The organism is Vibrio sp. 05-20-BW147, assembly GCF_013369385.1.
GTDB lineage: Bacteria > Pseudomonadota > Gammaproteobacteria > Enterobacterales > Vibrionaceae > Vibrio > Vibrio floridensis.
Map to the genome: position 1 here is coordinate 46,702 of NZ_SZTO01000009.1, position 23,426 is coordinate 70,127.

Consider the following 23,426-nt stretch of genomic DNA (forward strand, 5'->3'; position numbering starts at 1 on the left):
CGCGCTAATTCCCAATTTTTTTGAATAAACAATGGAGGCTTAGCCTCCATTGTTTTTATTATTGTAAGTGTACTGGAGGGCCCATGGCTTTAGCTGCCAATAAACGTTCTGTAATGACTCTATTCTCAAGTGCATCAGACTTGTACAGCCATCAAGTGCGTATCGTTCTCGCAGAGAAGGGTGTAAGTGTTGAGGTTGAGTTGGTCGATGAAACCAACTTACCAGCAGAGCTGATCGAGCTAAATCCTTATAAATCAGTACCAACACTGGTGGACCGTGAGCTGGCACTCTATGATTCTAAGATCATTATGGAGTACCTTGACGAGCGTTTTCCTCATCCACCGTTGATGCCTGTTTATCCGGTAGCCCGTGGTAATAGTCGTCTGATGATGTATCGCGTTGAACGTAACTGGTACTCACTGGCCGAGAAAATTGTTAAAGGCAACGCAGAAGAGTCAGAAAAAGCGCGCAATAAACTGCGTAATGATCTTCTGACGCTATCACCAATCTTTGCTGAGTTTGAATACTTCATGAGCGAAGAATTTAGTTTGGTGGACTGCTATTTGGCTCCTTTATTATGGCGCTTGCCTTTACTGGGCATTGATCTTGTTGGTCCTGGTTCTAAAGAGATCAAAGCGTACATGAACAAAGTGTTTGAGCGTGATTCATTCCTAGCTTCTTTGACCGAGTCTGAGCGCGAGATGCGTTTGGTTCGTTAAGATGGAAATTGCTCAAATGACCGCTCGCCGACCGTATATGCTTCGAGCATTTTACGATTGGCTGGTGGATAATGATTTAACACCTCACCTTGTTGTACAAGCGACATTAGCTGGTGTTCGTGTTCCTCAAGAGTTTATTCAAGATGGGCAGATCATTCTGAACATTGCACCACGTGCAGTAGGTAATCTTGAGTTAGGCAATGAAACGATCAGTTTCAATGCTCGATTTGGTGGTCGCCCACACTCGGTGATTGTGCCTCTCTATGCTGTGCTGGCGATTTATGCGAGAGAGAATGGCGCAGGTACTATGTTTGAACCCGAAGAAGCTTATACAGGCATTCATGGTGTAGAACAGGAAGACGATGGCATTTGGATGGAGGAAGAACTTTCTTCATCGCAGGAGCACGATTCTGCTCTTGATGAAGAGCCTGAGCCACCAAGACCAAAAGGTCGACCAAGCTTAAGAGTGGTTAAATAACGATAAACGTTAAATAATAAAAAAGCAGCGAAAGCTGCTTTTTTTGTGCCTGATAGTGAGCCATGTCGATATTGATTATTGACTGACACTATTCGCTGGTGTTGAGCTTTCACCATACTGGAATGCTCGAACAACCTGCTTAACCCCGGAAATATTGCGTGCAATCTCGGTCGCTTTCTCTGCTTGTTGACTATTTACATAGCCAAATAGGAACACATCGGCATCTTCAGTAATGACTTTGATCTTCACGCTGTTTAAAGATTCATCGGTAAGCAAGGCTGATTTCACCTTAGTCGTGATCCAACTGTCATTACTGATTTGTGATACGTTGAGCGGTGCTTTTACTTTGACCTGATTGTGAAGCACTTGAACACCTTTAATGCTACGAGCTTGCTGTTCAAATCCCGATCGTTCCTCCACTGTGGAGGCTTGTCCCATCAGCACCACCGTACCATTGTAAGAGCTTGCGACGATTCGCACTTTGCCACGATAAGGCGCTTTATTGCCAATGGCCGCAATTTCAAACTCGATGTTGTTATCTAACCAAATCTCTTTGGTTGTTCGGGTGTCAGTCACAATAGTCGCTGTTGTCGCTGCCCCTGCAATAAAGAGCCCTGCACAACCTGAAAGACCCACAGTTGCCAATATAATAAGAACGTAGCGTAGCATTTCTACTCCTCGTGAGCTGGGAAAAGCACCTGGTCAATTAAGTCACATAAACAGTGTAATGTGACCATATGAACTTCGTGAATACGCGCCGTGCGGTGGGAAGGAATGCGGATTTCAACGTCATTCTCACCCAGTAATCCAGCCATTTCCCCACCATCTTTGCCTGTAAGAGCGATAATCGTCATATCACGAGTAACCGCTGCTTCCATCGCTTTAATGATGTTTTTGCTATTGCCACTAGTTGATATTGCCAGCAAGATGTCACCCGGCTGGCCGAAAGCACGAACTTGCTTAGAAAAGATTTCTTGATAGTGGTAATCGTTGGCTACAGCAGTCAAGGTGGTGTTGTCGGCCGTTAGCGCCATCGCTGGCAGGCTAGGACGCTCCGTCTCAAAACGGTTGAGTAGGCATGAAACAAACTGTTGGACGTTCGCTGCCGAGCCGCCATTGCCACAACACAGAATCTTGTGACCATTAAGCAAGGTTGCCACCATCGCTTGTGCGGCGTGGGTGATGGCATCAGGCAGGGCCTCTGCGGCGGCGATTTGAATCTGAATACTTTCGGTAAAGCTGTCTTTAATGCTGTCGAGCATTGATTATCCTTGAGTGATTGCATTGGCGATCCAGTTGATGTCCTTTCCATGTTCATGGATTGCCACAACATCAAACCGCACCGCAGTGTTACAGGCATTATATCCGTGTTTGGCTAGCCAGAGATAAGCCGTTTTGATCATTTTATTGGCTTTCGCTCGGCTCACCATCTCCGCCGCATTGCCATAAAAGCTATTTTTTCGATATTTAACTTCAACAAACACAATGGTTTGTGCTTCTTTGAATATCAGATCTATTTCGCCAACCTTGGTTGAAAAGTTAGCTTCAATAAATCTTAGCCCTTGGCGTTGTAAGTACTCTTTTGCCAAGGACTCGTATTGGTTGCCGATGGCGCGTCGGCTAAAGAGCCCCATGCTCTTTCCAGCTGATTTCACGATGAACGACGCATTGATCGTCAATCGTCAGTATGCCGGTTTGCCCATTGACGGCATGATTTGGGACCACTTTCATTTGAGGGAGCTCTGCCATCAGTTTATAAGCGTCCATCCCCAGTGCTTGCAGGCGCTTTTGGAAGTTTGATTGTTCTGGCCACAGCTGTTCCATCTGATTTTCTAGCGATGGATTGGCATCTAATAGCATAGGAATATCACTGTAGATAATGCCAGTTAGGTCTTCATACTGTTTTTCACCACTGTTGCTCATGGAGTTGGAGAAGAGCTTCGGTGGTTTTGCATCTGGGTTTACCGCCACTTCAATAAATGGCTTGATGAGGGTGAGCTCAGAGCTGCGAGCGGCGATGTAAACGGAGTCAATGTCACGACGACTGCGGGGCTGCGTTTCCATTGGCAACTTCATTAGCCCTTCCATTTGCGCGATGCGTTGCTGACTCTCTTGTAGGCCAAACACGGAGTTTACGTCTCGTTGAAGTTGGCGTTTGTCGCCAAAATAACTGACCGCAACTTTGTTGGTGCTATACTTCTTCCATTCGGCTTCAAAGGCGCTGACCACTCGTTGCCCTAAGTTACCTTGCGGCGCAAAAATTAGCGGGTACTTATAGCCATTGGCAAATAGATGCTTAGCTGCTTGAGCGACTTCTTGTTCTGGTGATAGGGCAAGATAGCAAACACCACTACCGTTTTGCAGAGCATCTGGAATATTGAGTGCTAACGATGGAATCGTCACCTGACCATTCTCATCACTCAATTCGCTTTGTAGCACTTCGATGACGTCTTTGCGTAAAGGACCGACAATGAAGTCGATTTGCTCATTAAGCAGTTGCTGCTTGAGTTGGTGCGGTTGATATAAATTGGTATCGATGACTTTCAATGTCGCTTCTGGATCGCGATCTTTGTCATTCATCATGGCAAAAATGAAACCATCGCGAATTAATTGTGCCTGTTTAGCAAACTTACCACTTAACGGAAGCAGTAGCGCAGTGTGAACAGGTTGGATGATTTCCAAATCCAGAATGCTCTGTATTTCCTCGGGAGTATATAGCGCCGCGGGATGAGTCGGATTTTCCGCAAACCAATGTTCTAACGTGTTTTTCAATTGAGGGACATTAGCAGGCATGGTTTTCATGTAGATCGACAATTGCAACCAGCCGTCCAACACTTCTTCGTTAGTCTCTGGATGCAGTTTCGTGATTTCATACTGTGAGAAGCCACTAAAATTTGCCCAGACTTGCTGAGCAATCTCGGCTTGTTGAGATTCGTCAACATATTGCGCCAAGCTAACGAGTTGGCGGTTTGCCTCAAAAAATTGCTCCATCGCAGCGTAAGCAGACGCTCTTAGGCTGTAATAATCTTTCCACTGCTCGTTGGGCAGTTTCCACCAAGTTTTGAAGTTGAGTAACTCAATGACGTTTTCTGGTTGGTCCAACTTCAAATGATAGCCAGCACGGGTCAGTTGCCATTCCGCCTGCTGAACTTCGGATAGCGGCATTCTTGCTAATCGTTTGATCAACAGATCAGATTGAGCCAGTTCGTCATTTTGCAGTGCAGCTTTTGCGGCCATAATTAACCAATCTGCCTGTAAGCTGCCTTCGCTACTGTCTGCGTTGATCATGTAGTTTTGAACTGACAGGGTGGGCTCAAGTGTAATATCAACACTGGTTGGCGCTTTAGGGGCTGAAGAACAGGCCGCTAGTGTAATTGCCAGTGCAACAGGAGTGAGTAAGCGTGGTACACTGAGTCTCTTAGGGTTCATCATTGCCGTGAGTTCTCTTAAAGTCCGTACAAAATTGTCTCTATATTAATCGTTGAAGTGATGCTAAACAAATGACAGATAAAAATAACTTGCCTGCAGAGGGAGCTACTCTCTATATCGTGCCGACACCGATTGGCAACTTAGGGGATATAACCCAACGTGCTATCGAAATATTATCCTCTGTGGACATGATTGCCGCAGAAGATACGCGTCATACAGGTAAGCTTTTATCTCACTTCAATATTTCGACCAAAACTTTTGCCTTGCATGATCACAATGAACAGCAAAAAGCGCAAGTTTTAGTGGATAAGTTGCTTTCTGGGCAAAACATCGCATTAGTGTCTGATGCGGGCACGCCACTTATCAGTGACCCAGGGTATCACTTGGTCACTCAGTGTCGTCAGGCGGGCGTTAAAGTTGTGCCACTTCCCGGTGCATGTGCGGTGATCACTGCATTAAGTGCGTCAGGTTTACCTTCTGATCGCTTTAGTTTTGAAGGTTTCTTACCGCCCAAAAGCAAAGGCCGTAAGGATAAGTTCCTCGAAATTGCAAAGGTAGAGCGTACCTGTATTTTTTATGAGTCTCCACATCGAATTGTTGATTCTTTGCACGATATGCTTGAAATCCTCGGTCCAGATCGCGAAGTTGTGTTGGCGCGTGAGCTCACCAAGACCTTTGAAACGATTCAGGGCATGCGTTTGTCGGCGTTGGTTGAGTGGGTTCAGTCGGACGACAATCAGCAAAAAGGTGAGATGGTGCTGCTGATCCACGGTTACCGTGATTCTGCGGAGGAGTCGCTACCGGAAGAGGCATTACGGAGTTTGGCCATTCTGACCAAAGAGTTACCATTGAAAAAAGCCGCTGCGTTAGCTGCGGAAATCTACAATTTGAAGAAAAATGCGCTCTACAAGTGGGGCCTAGAGAACCTCGAATAACGGTTCTCCGGTTTGGTTGGTTTGCAAAATCGTCCCTATTTGCGCCAATAATGTGATCTCACTAGACACTCAGTGGAGAAGTCTATACAATCCGCCCTCGGAGTTGACTGGGTAGTCGCTGCTTTGTTGATGTCCTTCGGGAGACTGACGTTGAAGTCCTTTGGGAGACTGACGTTGACGTCCTTCGGGAGACTGACAAAGGGGAGGAAAGTCCGGGCTCCATAGAGCAGGGTGCCAGGTAACGCCTGGGGGGCGCAAGCCTACGACAAGTGCAACAGAGAGAAGACCGCCGATGGCCTTGATTCGCAAGATGAGAGGATCAGGTAAGGGTGAAAGGGTGCGGTAAGAGCGCACCGGACGACTGGCAACAGTTCGTAGCAGGGTAAACTCCACCCGGAGCAAGACCAAATAGGCCTCCACATAGCGTTGCTCGCGTTAGGAGGCGGGTAGGTTGCTTGAGCCAGTGAGCGATTGCTGGCCTAGAGGAATGGCTACCGCCGCGCAAGCGGAACAGAACCCGGCTTATATGTCGGCTCCACCCTTTTAAGCCCATCATTACCTAGTAATGATGGGTTTTTTGCATTTTACTGACGCAATGATTATGTGAACCAATAAACTTGGCGCTATATCACGCCTGAACTTTGTCAAATAGTGGCACTGAACAAGGAAATCAGTACACTAATGATTCGCCGTACAGGCTTTGAATATTCAACGAGAAAACCATGACCAACACATTCCAGCACATTTCCGTATTACTTCATGAATCTATTGATGGTCTCGCCATCAAACCGGATGGTATTTACATTGATGGAACATTTGGTCGTGGTGGTCACAGCCGTACGATTCTCTCCAAACTGGGTGAGAATGGTCGTCTTTATAGCATCGACCGTGATCCGCAAGCCATCGCAGAAGCGGGCAAAATTGATGATCCACGTTTTACTATCATTCATGGTCCTTTTTCAGGAATGGCGGGTTACGCTGAGCAATATGATTTAGTCGGTAAAGTGGATGGTGTGTTGTTGGATCTCGGCGTCTCCTCGCCACAACTCGATGACGCTGAGCGTGGCTTTAGCTTTATGAAAGACGGCCCGTTGGACATGCGTATGGACCCAACCTCGGGTATTCCAGTTTCTCAGTGGCTGATGGAAGCGGATTTAGACGACATTACTTGGGTGATTCGTGAGTTCGGTGAAGACAAACATGCCCGCCGCATTGCCAAAGCGATTGTTGCGCATCGCGAAGATGCAACCAAAGAGCCACTGACTCGCACGAGTCAACTGGCAAAACTGATTTCGGAAGCGGCGCCAAAAAGCTTCAAAGAGAAAAAACACCCTGCGACTCGTGCGTTTCAAGCATTTCGTATCTACATCAACAGTGAGCTTGAAGAGATCGATACCGCACTGAAAGGAGCGGCGAGGATTCTGGCACCAGAAGGGCGCTTATCGGTGATCAGCTTCCACTCTTTGGAAGACCGTATGGTGAAGCGCTTTATGCGCAAAGAAAGTAAGGGGCCTGAAGTGCCTCACGGCATTCCTCTGACCGAAGCGCAAATTAAGGCTATGGGCAGTGCCAATATGAAAACGGTGGGTAAAGCGATCATGCCAACAGCGCAAGAAATTGAATTGAATCCTCGTTCACGCAGTTCTGTGTTGAGAATTGCTGAAAAGCTGTAATTAAAATTTATGCGTCAAGCCAAGCCGAATCTCGCCAAAGAAATTTTCTTCGACCTACTGACAGTGGGTCGAGTTCCACTCATATTGCTTGTCTGTATTTTTGCTTCGGCTATGTCTGTCGTCTTTGCTACTCACCATACCCGTCAAGCGATAACCCAAAAAGATGAAGCACTACAAGAGCGTGAGCATTTGGATAATGAGTGGCGCAACTTGATGCTGGAAGAGACTGCTTTGGCTGAACATAGCCGTGTGCAAGAAATGGCGAAAAAAGAGCTGGAAATGAAGCGCCCTGATGGCGACAAAGAAGTGGTGATTAATCTGAAATGATGGGCAAAAAGAATAAGATCACCGTTAAAGCAAAATCCAGTGAGCAAGAGCCTTCCTTGCTGATTCGTTGGCGTTTCCATTTGGTTCTTGGCTTTGTTTTTCTCGCTTTTGCTGCGTTAGTGACGCGGCTTGCTTTCATTCAGGTGATTGAGCCTGACAACTTGATACGTGAAGGCGATTTGCGCTCCATACGTGTCAAGGCCCTTCCTTCTGCACGTGGTATCATTTCTGATCGCAATGGTGAACCTTTAGCGGTCAGTGTTCCGGTTGAAGCTGTCTGGGCCGATCCGGTGACGATTTTTAAAGAAAAGGCGCTGGATAATAAACAGCGTTGGTATGCGTTAGCCGATGTGTTGGGGCTGCAGCGTGAAGAGTTGATTGAACGTATCGAGCGCAATGAAAACCGCCGCTTCATCTACTTGCAGCGCCAAGTGAGCCCCGCGATGGCGAACTACATACGCGAGCTTAAAATTCCAGGCGTGGGGCTGAAATCAGAATCGCGCCGCTACTATCCCGCTGGTGAAGTGAGTGCCCATCTTGTCGGCGTCACAGGGATAGACGGCCATGGCTTGGAAGGCGTTGAGCGTAGTTATGACAACTGGCTAACCGGTGAGGCGGGCAAGCAAACCATTCGTAAGGACCGTTTCGGTCGAGTCGTTGAGAACATCTCTTATGAAGACAGACAAGAAGGTAAGCCACTTAATTTGACTGTGGACCAACGTTTACAAGCGATTGCCTATCGCGCTATCAAACAAGCGGTTGCCGATCACCGTGCTACTTCTGGCTCGGCAGTGATGTTGGATGTGAAAACAGGCGCCGTGTTGGCGATGGTCAACGCACCTTCTTATAACCCAAACAATCGCAGTGATTGGCAAAGCTACAAAATGCGCAATCGCATCATCACCGATTCATTGGAGCCCGGCTCCACGGTTAAGCCATTTGTGATTCTCGCCGCGTTAGAAAATGGTGTTGCCACCAAAGACACGGTGATCGACACGGGCAACGGTATTTTGCAAGTGGGTGGAAGTCGAGTGCGAGATACGAGTAAGGTCGGTAAAGCGGATCTGACCGAAATCCTCAAAAAATCGAGTAATATCGGCGTGACAAAACTGTCGATGGAAATGCCCGTGGAAGCGATTCTCGGCATGTACAACTCTGTCGGTTTGGGAGAGCCTTCTGGCTTAAATTTGGTAGGCGAAGTGACCGGTATTTTCCCCACGCGTTCTCGCTGGTCTCCGATTGAGAGAGCGACGCTGTCATTTGGTTATGGCTTATCAATCACTCCGATTCAATTGGCTCATGCCTACGCCACCTTGGGAAACTTAGGTAAGTACGAGCCCATTCATATTATTCAAAGTCATGATCGAGATAACGCTAAACAAGTGGTGTCCAAACAACACGCTCGTGAAGTGCTCAATATGCTGGAAACCGTGACGCAAAAAGGCGGCTCAGCCAGACGAGCGGCAGTTCCGGGTTACCGGGTTGGGGCGAAAACGGGGACATCACGTAAAGCAACAGCCGGTGGGTATAGCGATGAATACATCACCTACACGGCGGGGGTGGCGCCAGTTAGCGATCCGAGAATTGCTTTGGTCGTGGTGGTCAATGAACCACAAGGGGATGATTACTATGGCGGTTCCGTCGCTTCCCCTGTTTTTTCAGAAATAATGAAAGGTGCCTTGCAAATCTTGAACGTGGCGCCGGATGAGAATGCATTCCAAAACTGATTTTTTGCTGAGCAGAGCTCGGAGAACAACAATGTTAAATAACGTTAGTCTGACAACCTTATTGTCACCTTGGTTTGATTGTCCACAATTGGCGGATATTGATGTTCGCGCATTGGAGTTAGACAGTCGTCAGATAAAACAAGGGGATACTTTTGTTGCCATCATTGGTCACGTGGTGGATGGCCGCCAGTATATTGAGAAAGCAATAGAACAGGGCGCAAATGCCGTCATTGCTCAATCTTGTCAGCAATACCCTTCCGGCTTGGTGCGCTATCAGCAAAACGTGGTGATTGTCTATCTTGAGAAGCTGGACGAAAAACTGTCGCAATTAGCGGGACGCCTGTACCAACATCCTGAGATGTCATTAATTGGTGTGACAGGAACCAATGGCAAAACCACCATCACTCAATTGATTGCGCAATGGCTAGAGTTAGCCGGGCAAAAAGCCGCGGTGATGGGGACCACTGGCAACGGTTTTCTCAACGCCCTACAGCCAGCGGCCAATACCACGGGCAATGCGGTTGAGATTCAAAAAACGTTGGCAGACTTACAGCAGCAAGGGGCAAAAGCAACGGCGTTGGAAGTCTCTTCTCATGGCTTAGTTCAGGGGCGCGTCAAGGCGCTACAGTTTGCCGCTGGTGTGTTTACCAATCTGAGTCGCGATCATTTGGATTATCACGGCACGATGGAAGCCTATGCCAAAGCCAAAATGACGCTGTTTACTGAGCACCAGTGTCAGCATGCGATCATCAATTTGGATGACGAAGTGGGTGCGCAGTGGTTTCAAGAGCTACAGCAAGGGGTCGGCGTTTCATTGTTTCCACAAGATGCAAGTGTAAAAGCACTGTGGGCCAGCTCGGTAGCTTACGCAGAAAGCGGTATTACGATTGAGTTTGATGGCTGCTTTGGCCAAGGGCGTCTGCACGCGCCATTGATTGGTGAATTTAATGCCACCAACTTACTGCTTGCGTTGGCAACACTGTTAGCCTTAGGCGTTGATAAGCAAGCTTTATTGGATTCGGCCGCAAGCCTGCGCCCAGTACTTGGACGTATGGAGCTGTTTCAAGTGAACAGTAAAGCCAAAGTGGTGGTCGATTATGCACATACCCCAGATGCGCTGGAGAAAGCGCTGCAAGCACTGCGTGTTCACTGTACCGGTCATTTGTGGGCTATTTTCGGCTGTGGTGGTGATCGCGATAAAGGCAAGCGACCCATGATGGCTGAGATTGCAGAGCGTCTGGCCGATCACGTCGTGCTTACCGACGACAACCCACGCAGTGAAGATCCCGCCATGATTGTGCAAGATATGCTGGCGGGCTTAACCCGTGTGGACAGTGCAGTGGTTGAGCACGATCGCTTCAGTGCGCTTCAATACGCGCTCGATAATGCACAAGCGGATGACATCATTTTGTTGGCAGGCAAAGGCCATGAAGATTATCAAGTATTAAAACAGGAAACCGTTCACTATTCAGATCGTGAATCGGCTCAACAACTGTTAGGAATTGCATCATGATTGAAACCTCACTGAGTCATTTAGCACAGCTTACGCAAGGGCAATTGCTTGGCGAAGATATTGTCTTTTCCGCGGTCTCAACCGATACACGTCATATTCCTGAGCAAGCGTTGTTTATTGCGCTGGTGGGCGAACGTTTTGATGCGCATGATTTTTGTCATCAAGCGGTGGACGCAGGTGCTGTCGCATTGCTGGTGGAGCGAGCGCTGGATCTTCCCATCGCACAAGTGGTGGTCAAAGATACAAAAATTGCACTCGGTCAGCTCGGAGCGGATGTACATCAGCGCAGTCAAACCCCCACCGTGGCGATCACGGGCAGTTGCGGCAAAACCACGGTGAAAGAGATGGTGGCCAGTATTCTGCAGCAAAAAGGAAAAGTGCTGTTCACTGCGGGTAACTTCAACAATGATATTGGTGCACCGCTAACCTTGTTACGATCGGAGCCAGAAGACGATTTCGCGGTGATTGAACTTGGTGCCAATCACATTGGTGAAATTGCTTATACCACTCAGCTTGTTCAGCCCGATGTGGCGTTGGTGAACAATGTGGCTGCCGCGCATCTTGAAGGGTTTGGCTCGATAGATGGTGTGAAACAAGCGAAAGGGGAGATCTACCAAGGTTTACCAACGGGTGGGATTGCCATTGTCAATCTAGACAGTAACGGTGGTGACCACTGGACACAGGTCCTAGCAGATAAACAAGTGGTGACGTTTTCAGCCACTTCCGAACAGGCTGATTTCTATGCAACAGATATCGTCCTCAATCGTGAAGGCAAGGCGTCATTCATAATGCAGATGCCAACTGAAAGCGTACCTGTATCTCTGGGCATCATTGGCAAACACAACGTCGCCAATGCGATTGCCGCCAGTATTATCGCATTGCAGTTTGGTGCCAGTTTAGCGCAAATTCAATCAGGATTGCTCAATCTCATGCCCGTTAAAGGGCGAGTTGATGTTCAACAATTAGCCGACAACATCAAACTGATTGATGACAGTTATAATGCCAGTGTGCCTGCAATGAAGGCGGCGGTGGACCTCTTAGGTAGTTTTACCGGACAGCGTTGGTTAGTTTTAGGTTATATGGCGGAATTGGGTGATGAAAGTCTTGCACTTCATCGTCAAGTCGGTGAACATGCTGCCCCATTAAATTTTGAACACGTCCTTACCTATGGTGAGGATACAAGGATCATTAGCCAGTTGTGTGGTGGAAAACACTTTTCAGACCATGGTGAAATGATTGCATACATCAAGCAGAATTTGGCCAACGAAAACGGAGCCTGTCATACCGTTCTGGTCAAAGGCGCAAACTCTGCTGGCATGAGTAAAGTTGCTGCTGCTTTGAAGGAGAACTATCAATGATCATTTGGCTTGCCGAGCTGCTACAGCCATATTTTTCCTTTTTCCGACTGTTTGAATACTTGTCGTTTCGCGCGATTCTAAGTGTTTTAACGGCGCTTGGTTTATCTTTATGGATGGGACCAAGACTCATTAAACGCTTACAGTTGTTGCAAATTGGACAGGTTGTTCGTAACGAAGGTCCAGAATCTCACTTCAGTAAACGTGGCACACCAACCATGGGTGGTGTGATGATTCTGGCTGCGATCTCTATCACCATTTTGTTGTGGGCTAACCTTTCAAACCCTTACGTTTGGGCGGTGCTAGCGGTGTTGATTGGCTACGGTGCGATCGGGTTTGTTGATGATTATCGTAAAGTGGTGCGTAAAAATACCGATGGTTTGATTGCCCGTTGGAAGTACTTCTGGCAGTCAACCATTGCACTGGTAGTGGCTTTCGCTCTATACGCATATGGAAAAGATACCGCAGCGACTCAGTTGGTTGTGCCTTTCTTCAAAGATGTGATGCCTCAGCTAGGGCTGATGTACATCGTTTTGACCTATTTTGTGATAGTCGGTACCAGCAACGCAGTGAACTTAACTGATGGTCTAGATGGTTTGGCGATCATGCCTACGGTTTTGGTGGCTGCAGGGTTTGCCGTGATTGCTTGGGCAACTGGCAACGTCAATTTTTCTCAGTATCTTCACATTCCGTATCTGCCTCACGCCTCTGAACTGGTGGTGGTATGTACTGCCATCGTCGGTGCCGGTTTGGGCTTCTTATGGTTTAACACTTACCCAGCACAAGTTTTTATGGGCGACGTTGGCTCGCTGGCGCTTGGTGGCGCGTTGGGAACAATCGCAGTGCTGGTTCGCCAAGAGCTGGTGTTAGTGATCATGGGCGGCGTATTTGTCATGGAAACCCTATCTGTTATTTTGCAGGTTGGTTCATACAAGCTACGTGGCCAACGTATTTTCCGCATGGCACCTATTCACCATCATTACGAGCTAAAAGGTTGGCCAGAGCCACGTGTTATTGTGCGCTTTTGGATCATTTCTATGGTTCTGGTGCTGATTGGTTTAGCGACTCTGAAAGTGCGTTAAGTGGTTATTCACTCTTTTTAACGGTGTAGATAGATATGGATCGTTGGCAAGACATCAGACAGGTTGTGGTTGTAGGGCTCGGTATTACCGGGCTCTCCGTCGTTAGACATTTACAAAAAACACAACCTCACGTCGAAATAAAAGTCATGGATACGCGTCAAACTCCTCCTGGAGCGGATAAGTTGCCTGAAGCATTACCACTTCATGTTGGAGGTTGGAACGAGGCCTGGCTCGCTGAAGCAGATTTGGTCGTTACTAACCCTGGCATCGCTTTAGCAACACCGCAAATTCAAACGGTGTTAGCGCGCGGCATACCAGTGGTTGGTGATATTGAGTTGTTTGCTTGGGCGGCAAATAAACCCGTCATCGCGATTACTGGCTCAAATGGCAAAAGCACCGTCACGGATTTAACCGGAGTGATGGCGAATGCCTGTGGGGTGAAATGCGCCATTGGCGGCAATATCGGTGTCCCTGCATTGGATCTGCTTGATCAAGATGTTGATTTGTATGTGCTTGAACTGTCGAGTTTTCAGTTGGAGACTACATCAAGTCTTGCTCTTGTTGCAGCCGCTTTTTTGAATCTTTCTGAAGATCATATGGATCGCTACCAAGGCATGGATGACTATCGCCAAGCTAAACTGCGTATTTTCCATCACGCACAAACTGGCGTAGTGAACCGTGATGATAAGCAAACCTATCCAGATTCGCTTCTGGCTTCGCTTCCTCTTGTCTCCTTTGGCTTCGATGAGCAAGAATTTGGCCTTATTCAATATCAAGGTGAATCATGGTTGGCTGAAAATCAGCAACCCATTATCCCTTGCCATGCATTGAAGTTGGTTGGACAACACAATGTTGCCAACGTCCTCGTTGTGCTGGCTTTACTCTCTTGCGCGGGCATTGACTACCGTAAGGGTTTGAGCGCGCTGAAGTCTTACACCGGGTTGACACACCGATGCCAAGTTGTCGCAGATAATCGTGGTGTCAAATGGGTTAATGATTCAAAAGCCACCAATTTAGCCAGCACTCAAGCAGCACTGTCAGGGTTGAACTGCACTGGCAAACTCTATCTGCTGGTCGGGGGTGATGGTAAAGGTGCAGATTTCTCACCGTTGCAGCCGATTCTCGAGCAGTTGAATCTGCAACTATGTTGTTTTGGTGCTGATGGTGATGAGTTTATGCCGCTTCATCCTTCCGCTATGCGTTTTATCTGTATGGAAGATGTGATTGAACATATATCTCCACGTTTGCAATCGGGAGATATGGTGATGCTTTCTCCTGCATGTGCTAGTTTTGACCAATTCAGTAACTTTATGGCTCGAGGCGATCGATTCGCACAGTTGGCGCGTCAATATGCTTAAGCGCTCGTTCTGCGTTTATTTTCGCACGGCATGATTTGGGGTGATGTGATTTTTGGTGATGGTAGGTACAAGCAAAAAAAATATGCTCGGTTGGTTTCGCCACTCACCGCCAGAGGCCTTATTTGATAGGCAGCTGGTTTGGATTGCGCTCGGGCTGATGCTGACGGGGCTCGTAATGGTCACCTCTGCTTCCTTTCCTATCAGTTCGCGTCTGACCGACCAGCCATTTCACTTTATGTTTCGCCATGCCATGTTTTTATGCTTGGCGTTAGGCACGTCAGCGGTGGTACTGCAAGTCCCGCTGGATAAGTGGCAACGCTATAGTCACTATTTACTCGGCCTCGCGTTTGCGTTGTTGGTGGTGGTTTTGCTGGCTGGTAAATCGGTCAATGGCGCCTCACGTTGGATCCCTCTAGGGCTTTTTAACCTACAGCCTGCAGAAGTGGCCAAGCTTGCACTGTTTATCTTTATGTCCGGCTACCTCGTTCGCAAGCAAGACGAAGTTCGAGCGACCTTCTTCGGTGGCTTTATGAAACCGATTATGGTGTTTGGTGCGTTGGCATTGTTACTCTTAGGCCAGCCAGATCTTGGTACTGTAGTGGTTATGCTGGTAACGCTCTTTGGTATGCTTTTTATCGCAGGAGCGAAGCTAAGCCAGTTCTTAGCGCTAATGGTGGCGGGGATTAGTGCGGTCGTGGGGCTGATTTTAATCGAGCCTTATCGTGTTCGGCGGGTAACGTCGTTCTTAGACCCTTGGGAAGACCCGTTCGGCAGCGGTTATCAGTTGACTCAATCATTAATGGCGTTTGGTCGCGGTGAATGGTTTGGTCAAGGCCTTGGTAACTCGATTCAAAAGCTGGAATACCTGCCTGAAGCGCATACCGACTTTGTGTTTGCTGTCATGGCGGAGGAGCTGGGTTTTGTTGGTGTCGTTTTGATCCTCGCACTGATTTTTAGTTTGGTGGTGAAGGCCGTCTTTATTGGTAAGAAAGCCTTTGAACACCAACTGCAATTTGGTGGTTATCTCGCCTTTGGTATCGGTATTTGGTTTGCGTTTCAGACCTTGGTTAACGTTGGTGCTGCTGCGGGTATGGTTCCGACAAAAGGATTAACGTTACCTCTCATTAGTTACGGTGGTTCAAGTTTAATTATCATGTCTATCGCCGTCTCGATATTACTCAGAATTGATCACGAATGCCGATTGCTCTCGGCAGAGAACAAAGCAGATTTACAGACAGATGAAAAAGAATAAAAGATTAATGGTCATGGCTGGAGGCACGGGTGGACACGTTTTTCCTGGCTTGGCGGTGGCGAAAAAATTACAGCAACAAGGTTGGGAAATCCGTTGGCTCGGAACCGCGGATCGTATGGAAGCCGAGTTGGTGCCTAAACACGGTATTGACATCGATTTCATTCAAGTAAAAGGGCTGCGTGGCCAAGGAGTTAAGCGATTACTGCTTGCCCCATTCCAAATCATTAACGCCATCTTTCAAGCGAAAGCGCACATCAAACGCTGGCAGCCAGATGCCGTGTTAGGGATGGGCGGCTACGTAAGTGGTCCTGGTGGTATTGCTGCTTGGCTATCTGGCATTCCAGTGGTTTTGCATGAACAAAATGCCGTTGCAGGTTTAACTAATCAGTGGCTTGCGAAGATCGCGAGAAAAGTGTTTCAGGCTTTTCCTGGGGCGTTTCAAAATGCTCAGGTGGTTGGCAATCCAGTGCGAGACGATGTGGCCGCCCTGCCCGAGCCGATGCAACGTATGCAAGATAGACAGGGACCGATTCGTATCCTTGTGATGGGTGGCAGCCAAGGAGCTCGTATACTGAACCAAACCATGCCAGAGGTAATGGCACAGTTAGGTACTGGATTTGAAGTGCGTCATCAAGCGGGTAAAGGTAACGCAGATGAGGTTCGTCAAGCGTATCATCAACGTGCAGTTGAGCATGTTGATGTCATGGAATTTATCGATGATGTTGCTGCGCAGTATGCATGGGCGGATTTGTTAGTGTGCCGCTCTGGCGCTCTAACGGTGTCGGAAATTTCCGCGGCAGGCGTGGGCGCTATTTTCATTCCTTTCATGCACAAAGATCGTCAACAAGCGTTGAATGCAGATCATCTCGTGGCGTGCGGAGCCGCACTGATGATTGAGCAGCCGCAGCTGACATCGGACAAGCTGGCGGGAGATATACAAAAATTAGGTCGAGATCAATTGCTCTTCATGGCTTTACAAGCAAGAGCCGCAGCGCAGAGTAATGCCGACCAAGTTGTGGCTGATGCCATCATCGCCCTAACTGAACAGAAATAAGAGAACAGGTTAATGACTATTCAACACAAGCAAGATCTTGCACAGATTCGCGCCATGGTTCCAGAGATGCGCCGAGTAAAATCCATCCACTTTATTGGTATTGGTGGCGCTGGCATGAGCGGCATTGCCGAAGTATTGCTCAATGAGGGGTATCAAATCACCGGTTCTGATATTGCGGAAAATGCTGTTACGCAGCGTCTGGCGGAAAAAGGTGCCAAAGTCTATATCGGTCATCAAGCGAGTAATGTTACAGAAGCCAGTGTTGTGGTCGTTTCCACCGCGATTAATGAGGCTAACCCAGAAGTCAAAGCGGCGCGTGAAGCTCGCATTCCGGTTGTTCGCCGTGCAGAAATGCTGGCGGAACTGATGCGTTTTCGTCATGGTATCGCCGTCGCTGGTACGCATGGTAAAACCACCACGACAGCATTGGTGACGCAAATTTATTCAGAAGCGGGACTGGATCCAACGTTCGTGAATGGTGGTCTGGTAAAAAGTGCAGGCACCAATGCGCGTTTAGGTTCTAGCCGCATTTTGATTGCTGAAGCCGATGAAAGTGATGCGTCATTTTTACATTTGCAACCGATGGTGTGTATTGTCACCAACATTGAAGCTGACCATATGGATACCTATGGCGGTGACTTCGAAACACTGAAGCAAACCTTCATCGACTTCTTACACAATTTGCCATTTTATGGTCAGGCGATAGTTTGCATTGATGATCCGGTGATTCGCGAGCTGATCCCACGCATCAGTCGTCAAGTGATTACTTACGGTTTTTCAGAAGACGCCGATGTTCGCATTGAAAACTACCGCCAAGAAGGTCAGCAAGGTAAGTTCACCGTGGTACGCAAAGGTTGTGAAGCCTTGCATATCACCTTGAATATCCCTGGCCGCCACAATGCACTCAATGCCGCTGCGGCGATTGCTGTTGCCACAGAAGATGAAATTGGCGATGACGCGATCCTTGCTGCTATGATTGGTACCCAAGGCACTGGTCGCCGTTTTGAACATCTAGGTGAGTTCGAAACAGGTAATGGTAACGTAATGCTGGTTGATGATTATGGCCATCACCCAACCGAAGTGGATGTGACCATCCATGCTGCACGCAACGGTTGGCAAGATAAGCGTTTAGTGATGATTTTCCAACCACATCGCTACAGTCGTACTCGAGATCTCTATGATGATTTTGCGAATGTGCTGGAACAAGTGGATGTGCTGATCATGTTGGATGTTTACGCGGCGGGAGAGAAAGCCATTGCTGGAGCCGACAGCCGATCATTGTGCCGAACCATTCGTGGAAGAGGTAAAATTGACCCGATTTTTGTTGCTGATACTCAACAGTTACCAGAGATACTGGCGAACATCTTGCAGGAGGGCGATTTGCTGTTAGCGCAAGGTGCCGGTGATATAGGAAAAGTCGCTCGTCAACTGGCCGCACTTGAGCTAAATATCAGTAAAATGAAAGCAAACTAATCATTTGAGACGGACATTAGCCTGTTAGTAACGCAGATCTCGTATTTGCGATAACTTCGTTGCGATTTCTCTCTATCAGTGTTTGATAGTTTAGAAGAGCTCAGTATAATCCCGAAGCTAAAGTCATTACTTTTCGCTCGCGATTACCCGCTTGCAACAAGAGCAATTGAATAAAGTCAGGAAGCGTTAACGTTGATAGAAATCGCAGTTGATGAAGCTGATGTACTTCCAAATCCATGGAAGAAACAAAAGCACCAAATTATTGGCGCTGCTTTTTTTATGTTAGTTGTTGTTTTAATAGGCTCCATTTTGTACTCGACATTAAGTTGGATGTGGGATGATCAACGACTGCCTTTATCAAAAATTATTCTTGAGGGAGAGTTACAGTACGTCACCGCGAATGATGTGCAGCATGCCTTTGGGAATATTGCTCACATAGGTACTTTTATGTCTCAGGACGTTTCGGTACTGCAAGAACGCGTGGAAGCCTTGCCTTGGGTTGCGCATGCCTCCATTCGCAAGCAATGGCCTGACACAGTAAAAGTCTTTATTACTGAGCACAAAGCCGCAGCAATTTGGAATGGAAATGCGTTACTTAATCAAGATGGAATGGTTTTTGACGGTGACGTCGCTCAGTTAAATGAAGAACGAGTAAAACTCTATGGTCCCGTTGCTACCGGAACGGAAGTACTGAAAAAGTACCAAGAAATGAATCCAGAATTTAGCCAACTGGGATTATCCATTTCGTCATTAGTCTTAAATGACCGACGGGCTTGGCAAATAATTTTGGACAATGGCATTCGCCTAGAGTTAGGCAAAGAGTCATTGGATGAGCGTGTAGCGAGATTTTTTTCGCTCTATCGCCAATTAGGCAGCAAAGCTGATAAAGTCAGCTATGTCGACCTCAGGTATGATACGGGAGCTGCCGTTGGTTGGTTCCCAGAGCAAGAGTCAGAAGAAGAGAGTACAGATGACTAAGACCGCCGATGACAACATTATTGTTGGTCTTGATATAGGCACTGCAACCGTATCCGCTCTGGTAGGTGAAATTCTGCCTGATGGTCAAATTAATATCATTGGTGCAGGCAGTAGCCCATCGCGTGGTATGGACAAAGGCGGCGTAAACGATCTTGAATCAGTAGTCAAATCCGTACAGAGAGCGATCGATCAAGCTGAAATGATGGCTGAGTGCCAAATCAGCAACGTATTTATTTCTTTGTCAGGAAAGCATATCGCCAGCCGAATCGAAAAGGGTATGGGTACCATTTCCGATGAAGAAGTCTCACAAGAAGATATGGATCGTGCTATACATACGGCTAAATCCATTAAAATCGGTGATGAACAACGAATCCTTCATGTGATTCCGCAAGAGTTCACCATCGATTATCAAGAAGGGATTAAAAATCCTCTTGGTTTATCTGGTGTGAGAATGGAAGTTAGCGTACATCTAATTTCCTGTCACAACGATATGGCGCGTAATATTATTAAAGCCGTTGAACGTTGTGGCTTAAAAGTGGAACAAATAGTTTTTTCTGGATTGGCAGCAAGTAACGCCGTCATTACGGAAGATGAACGAGAGCTAGGTGTGTGCGTGGTTGATATTGGCGCAGGCACAATGGACGTTGCAATCTGGACGGGTGGTGCACTTCGACATACCGAAGTGTTCTCTTATGCCGGTAATGCTGTCACTAGCGACATCGCTTTTGCCTTTGGTACACCCGTGAGTGATGCCGAAGAGATCAAAGTGAAATATGGCTGTGCTCTGAGTGAGCTAGTCAGCAAGGATGATACGGTTAACGTCCCAAGCGTTGGTGGGCGTCCTTCTCGTAGTTTGCAGCGTCAAACTTTGTCGGAAGTGATTGAACCGCGCTATTCAGAATTAATGGGATTAGTTAACCAAACTATTGAATCTGTTCAGATGAAGTTGCGAGAAGATGGTATTAAACATCATCTTGCAGCGGGTGTTGTCCTCACGGGAGGTGCAGCGCAAATTGAAGGTTTAGTAGAATGTGCGGAGCGAGTGTTCCGTAATCAAGTTCGCGTTGGTAAACCGCTTGAAGTGAGTGGTTTAACCGATTATGTAAAAGAGCCGTATCATTCCACGGCAGTTGGATTACTTCATTACGCACGCGATATGCGTTCGAGTGATGACAGTGACTACAACGAGCCCAAACGTTCGGCAGTCACTGGCTTGTTTGGCAAGCTGCGTAATTGGATACAAAAAGAGTTTTAACCTGAGAGTTGCAGGAAAAACGGAGATAACACATGTTTGAACCGATGATGGAAATGTCTGACGATGCTGTAATTAAAGTCGTTGGAGTGGGTGGCGGCGGCGGTAATGCTGTAGAACACATGGTGCGTGAATCCATCGAAGGCGTGGAGTTCATTAGCGTCAATACGGATGCACAAGCACTTCGTAAGACCAGTGTGGGCAACGTTATTCAGATTGGTGGCAATATCACTAAAGGCTTGGGTGCTGGTGCAAACCCACAAGTTGGTCGTGACGCAGCTCTTGAAGATAAAGAAAGAATTAAAGAATTGCTGATTGGTGCCGATATGGTATTTATCGCAGCTGGTATGGGCGGTGGTACTGGTACTGGTGCTGCACCCGTTATTGCAGAAGTTGCGAAAGAGCTAGGCATACTAACGGTTGCAGTAGTAACCAAGCCATTCAGTTTTGAAGGAAAGAAGCGTTTAGCGTTTGCTGAGCAGGGTATCGATGAGCTTTCTAAGCACGTTGATTCATTGATCACCATTCCCAACGAAAAGCTGCTGAAAGTGCTTGGTCGCGGCATCACTTTGTTGGAAGCCTTTGCTAGCGCGAATGATGTACTAAAAAATGCAGTGCAAGGTATCGCCGAGCTAATTACTCGCCCTGGCATGATCAACGTGGACTTTGCGGACGTTCGTACAGTGATGTCTGAGATGGGTCACGCGATGATGGGTAGCGGTGTGGCAAAAGGCGAAGATCGTGCAGAAGAAGCGGCGGAAATGGCTATTTCTAGCCCACTTCTCGAAGATATCGACCTTGCAGGGGCTCGTGGTGTGCTGGTTAACATTACCGCCGGTCTAGACATGCGTCTAGATGAGTTTGAAACGGTGGGTAATACGGTTAAAGCGTTTGCTTCGGATAACGCAACTGTCGTCATCGGTACTTCACTTGATCCAGATATGGCGGACGAAATTCGAGTGACGGTGGTTGCGACAGGTATCGGTAACGATAAGAAGCCAGATATCACTTTAGTTTCTGGTGGTAAGGCCAAAGTGGCTCAACCTGCAACAGCGCCACAACCTGTTGTGGCTGCGAAAGTAGAGGAAAAACCGGCACAAACTTTGCAGGAAAGACCTCAGGTTACTCCGCAGTCATCGGCGTCAGTTTCCTCTTCTTCTGCGTCAGGCAGCCAGAATACGGCACCTAAGCCAGAAAAAGAGAGTGGCTACTTGGATATTCCAGCGTTTTTACGTCGTCAGGCTGATTAATAGACAGGCACAAATTTGACACTGTTCAAAATTGTGGTAGCATTCACGGTCGGCGTTGTAGACGACCGTGATTTGTAGCACTTCTGAGAGGCAAGCAGATGATCAGACAACGAACTCTGAAAGAAATTGTGAAAACAACTGGTGTGGGTCTCCACTCTGGTCGTAAAGTCACATTAACTCTTCGCCCAGCAGCTGCAAATACTGGCATCATTTATCGCCGTACCGACTTAACTCCAGCGGTTGATTTTCCTGCTGATCCCGCGTCTGTTCGTGACACTATGCTGTGTACAGCGTTAGTAAATGATGCAGGTGTTCGTATCTCGACGGTTGAACATTTGAATGCAGCACTCGCAGGTATGGGTATCGATAACATCATCATTGAAGTTGATGCGCCTGAAATTCCAATTATGGATGGCAGCGCAAGTCCATTTGTTTACTTGCTTCAGCAAGCAGGCATTGAGACACAAAATGCAGCGAAGCGTTTTATCCGTATTAAGAAACCAGTTCGTTTTGAAGACGGTGACAAGTGGGCTGAATTTGTACCATTTAATGGTTTCCGTATGGATTTTGAAATCGAGTTTAACCACCCTGCAATCGATTCTGATGAGCAGCGTCTGTTGTTCGATTTCTCAACGCAAGGTTTTGTTCGTGAAATCTCTCGTGCACGTACCTTTGGCTTTATGCGTGACATTGAATACCTGCAATCACAAAATCTCGTTCTAGGTGGTAGTTTTGACAACGCGATTGTGTTGGATGATTACCGTATTCTTAACGAAGAGGGCCTTCGTTTTGAAAATGAGTTTGTGACTCACAAGGTATTGGATGCGATTGGTGATCTCTACATGTGTGGTCATGCAATCATTGGTGAGTTCCGCGCATACAAATCTGGCCATGGTTTGAATAATCAGTTGCTACGTGCCGTTTTAGCCGATCAAGAAGCTTGGGAATGGACAACGTTCGAAGAAGAAGTTGGTTCTCCAGTTGCCTTTGCCGAACCAAACATGGTTCTCGCTTAAAAATGAATACAAGAAAAAGCCAGACGAGAGTCTGGCTTTTTTGTATCTGCTGCTGTTGGCTCGATAATACCAAACCGCTATGGTTTCTTTTTCTCTGCCATGGCGGCGATACGCTCCAAGCGTGCTTTCACTTTTGGAGGAGCGATGTCGGCAATCATTGTTAGCGCTTTAGCGGCATTTTCCGAGATCGGAGGTCGTTTCTTGTGATCTTTGGGATCTTTATCGCGATAAAGCCCTGGATTGATTCGAACTTCAATACCCATCAGTTTTGCAAAACCTTTTGCGCGTAACGCATTTAAGATCGTCAATCGTTCATAATCAATCTTCATTTTAATCGCCGCGCTGGCGACATCGAGGATCAAACATCCCTGACGTAAATTTGCCGCACGGCAATGTTGCGCCGTCCCTTTTGGTAACAACTCCGCCAACATTTTGTTCAAAGCAAGGATCTCACTCGCGTGATGTTGAATTTTTTGCAGTGAGCTATTGTCGATAAGCTCTTGCGTTGAAGTGGGACGATGATCGCGCATATGAACAACTCAAAAAACATCTGTA

22 protein-coding genes and 1 other RNA gene are annotated in these 23,426 nt (G+C 47.4%); 18 read left to right on the top strand and 5 right to left on the bottom strand.

All coding sequences use genetic code 11. The annotated features are described in order from the left end of the window. Positions 1–83: 83 nt before the first annotated feature. Positions 84–719 (top strand): stringent starvation protein SspA, encoded by a 636-nt coding sequence (gene sspA / locus FC652_RS09845; RefSeq protein WP_176298428.1) that lies wholly within the window; start codon positions 84–86, stop codon positions 717–719. A 1-nt stretch (position 720) separates the two neighbouring features. Further along, positions 721–1,197, top strand: a complete 477-nt coding sequence (gene sspB / locus FC652_RS09850) for a ClpXP protease specificity-enhancing factor (protein WP_176298429.1) — start codon at positions 721–723, stop codon at positions 1,195–1,197. Positions 1,198–1,272: 75 nt separating this feature from the next. Here sspB and FC652_RS09855 read toward each other — a convergent pair whose 3' ends face one another. From FC652_RS09855 to FC652_RS09870, 4 genes are read right to left on the bottom strand one after another with little or no spacing between them, the layout of a single operon-like run. After that, complete coding sequence (locus FC652_RS09855; RefSeq protein ID WP_176298430.1) at positions 1,273–1,866, bottom strand: BON domain-containing protein; 594 nt, start codon at positions 1,864–1,866, stop codon at positions 1,273–1,275. Positions 1,867–1,868: 2 nt separating this feature from the next. Then, positions 1,869–2,459: a phosphoheptose isomerase gene (locus FC652_RS09860; RefSeq protein WP_011078676.1), complete on the bottom strand. Its 591-nt coding sequence runs from the start codon at positions 2,457–2,459 to the stop codon at positions 1,869–1,871. Between the two features lie 3 nt (positions 2,460–2,462). Next, complete coding sequence (locus tag FC652_RS09865) at positions 2,463–2,831, bottom strand: YraN family protein (RefSeq protein WP_176298431.1); 369 nt, start codon at positions 2,829–2,831, stop codon at positions 2,463–2,465. Next, positions 2,818–4,629: a penicillin-binding protein activator gene (locus FC652_RS09870; RefSeq protein WP_176298432.1), complete on the bottom strand. Its 1,812-nt coding sequence runs from the start codon at positions 4,627–4,629 to the stop codon at positions 2,818–2,820. The genes FC652_RS09865 and FC652_RS09870 overlap by 14 nt, the downstream gene beginning before the upstream one ends. A gap of 68 nt (positions 4,630–4,697) precedes the next feature. Here FC652_RS09870 and rsmI point away from each other — a divergent pair, with 68 nt between their 5' ends. The 16 genes from rsmI to lpxC all read left to right on the top strand — a co-directional run bounded on the left by rsmI (position 4,698) and on the right by lpxC (position 22,871). Next, positions 4,698–5,561: a 16S rRNA (cytidine(1402)-2'-O)-methyltransferase gene (rsmI, locus tag FC652_RS09875; protein WP_176298433.1), complete on the top strand. Its 864-nt coding sequence runs from the start codon at positions 4,698–4,700 to the stop codon at positions 5,559–5,561. Between the two features lie 99 nt (positions 5,562–5,660). Continuing rightward, positions 5,661–6,102: RNase P RNA component class A (gene rnpB, locus FC652_RS09880), an RNA gene on the top strand. Positions 6,103–6,283: 181 nt separating this feature from the next. After that, positions 6,284–7,234 carry a 16S rRNA (cytosine(1402)-N(4))-methyltransferase RsmH gene (gene rsmH / locus FC652_RS09885; protein ID WP_176298434.1) on the top strand — a complete coding sequence of 317 codons (951 nt, stop codon included), beginning with the start codon at positions 6,284–6,286 and terminating at the stop codon, positions 7,232–7,234. A 9-nt stretch (positions 7,235–7,243) separates the two neighbouring features. Next, complete coding sequence (ftsL, locus tag FC652_RS09890) at positions 7,244–7,561, top strand: cell division protein FtsL (RefSeq protein WP_176298435.1); 318 nt, start codon at positions 7,244–7,246, stop codon at positions 7,559–7,561. Continuing rightward, complete coding sequence (locus FC652_RS09895) at positions 7,558–9,288, top strand: penicillin-binding transpeptidase domain-containing protein (RefSeq protein WP_176298436.1); 1,731 nt, start codon at positions 7,558–7,560, stop codon at positions 9,286–9,288. Before ftsL ends, FC652_RS09895 begins: the two co-directional genes overlap by 4 nt. 31 nt (positions 9,289–9,319) lie before the next feature. After that, complete coding sequence (murE, locus tag FC652_RS09900; RefSeq protein WP_176298437.1) at positions 9,320–10,801, top strand: UDP-N-acetylmuramoyl-L-alanyl-D-glutamate--2,6-diaminopimelate ligase; 1,482 nt, start codon at positions 9,320–9,322, stop codon at positions 10,799–10,801. After that, a complete protein-coding gene (gene murF, locus FC652_RS09905; protein WP_176298438.1) occupies positions 10,798–12,159 on the top strand; it encodes a UDP-N-acetylmuramoyl-tripeptide--D-alanyl-D-alanine ligase in 1,362 nt (453 codons plus the stop codon). Before murE ends, murF begins: the two co-directional genes overlap by 4 nt. After that, complete coding sequence (gene mraY / locus FC652_RS09910; RefSeq protein WP_176298439.1) at positions 12,156–13,238, top strand: phospho-N-acetylmuramoyl-pentapeptide-transferase; 1,083 nt, start codon at positions 12,156–12,158, stop codon at positions 13,236–13,238. Before murF ends, mraY begins: the two co-directional genes overlap by 4 nt. A gap of 35 nt (positions 13,239–13,273) precedes the next feature. Continuing rightward, positions 13,274–14,596, top strand: coding sequence for a UDP-N-acetylmuramoyl-L-alanine--D-glutamate ligase (gene murD, locus FC652_RS09915; protein WP_176298440.1), 1,323 nt, complete (start codon positions 13,274–13,276; stop codon positions 14,594–14,596). 58 nt (positions 14,597–14,654) lie between these two features. After that, positions 14,655–15,848: a cell division protein FtsW gene (ftsW, locus tag FC652_RS09920; RefSeq protein WP_176298496.1), complete on the top strand. Its 1,194-nt coding sequence runs from the start codon at positions 14,655–14,657 to the stop codon at positions 15,846–15,848. Next, positions 15,835–16,902 (top strand): undecaprenyldiphospho-muramoylpentapeptide beta-N-acetylglucosaminyltransferase, encoded by a 1,068-nt coding sequence (gene murG, locus FC652_RS09925; protein WP_176298441.1) that lies wholly within the window; start codon positions 15,835–15,837, stop codon positions 16,900–16,902. Before ftsW ends, murG begins: the two co-directional genes overlap by 14 nt. Before the next feature lie 12 nt (positions 16,903–16,914). Then, positions 16,915–18,375 carry a UDP-N-acetylmuramate--L-alanine ligase gene (gene murC / locus FC652_RS09930; protein WP_176298442.1) on the top strand — a complete coding sequence of 487 codons (1,461 nt, stop codon included), beginning with the start codon at positions 16,915–16,917 and terminating at the stop codon, positions 18,373–18,375. 192 nt (positions 18,376–18,567) lie between these two features. Beyond that, positions 18,568–19,353, top strand: coding sequence for a cell division protein FtsQ/DivIB (locus FC652_RS09935; protein ID WP_176298443.1), 786 nt, complete (start codon positions 18,568–18,570; stop codon positions 19,351–19,353). Further along, the gene (ftsA, locus tag FC652_RS09940; protein WP_011078660.1) at positions 19,346–20,608 is read left to right on the top strand and encodes a cell division protein FtsA; all 1,263 of its coding nucleotides are present in this window, start codon (positions 19,346–19,348) and stop codon (positions 20,606–20,608) included. The genes FC652_RS09935 and ftsA overlap by 8 nt, the downstream gene beginning before the upstream one ends. Before the next feature lie 32 nt (positions 20,609–20,640). Next, entirely contained in the window at positions 20,641–21,855 is a 1,215-nt protein-coding gene (gene ftsZ / locus FC652_RS09945; protein ID WP_176298444.1) for a cell division protein FtsZ, read from the top strand. A 98-nt stretch (positions 21,856–21,953) separates the two neighbouring features. Next, on the top strand, positions 21,954–22,871 hold the full coding sequence (gene lpxC / locus FC652_RS09950; protein WP_017421303.1) for a UDP-3-O-acyl-N-acetylglucosamine deacetylase: 918 nt from the start codon (positions 21,954–21,956) through the stop codon (positions 22,869–22,871). 77 nt (positions 22,872–22,948) lie between these two features. Here the strand turns inward: lpxC and FC652_RS09955 are convergent, their stop codons facing one another. After that, positions 22,949–23,401, bottom strand: coding sequence for a DUF721 domain-containing protein (locus FC652_RS09955; RefSeq protein ID WP_176298445.1), 453 nt, complete (start codon positions 23,399–23,401; stop codon positions 22,949–22,951). Positions 23,402–23,426: the final 25 nt, after the last annotated feature.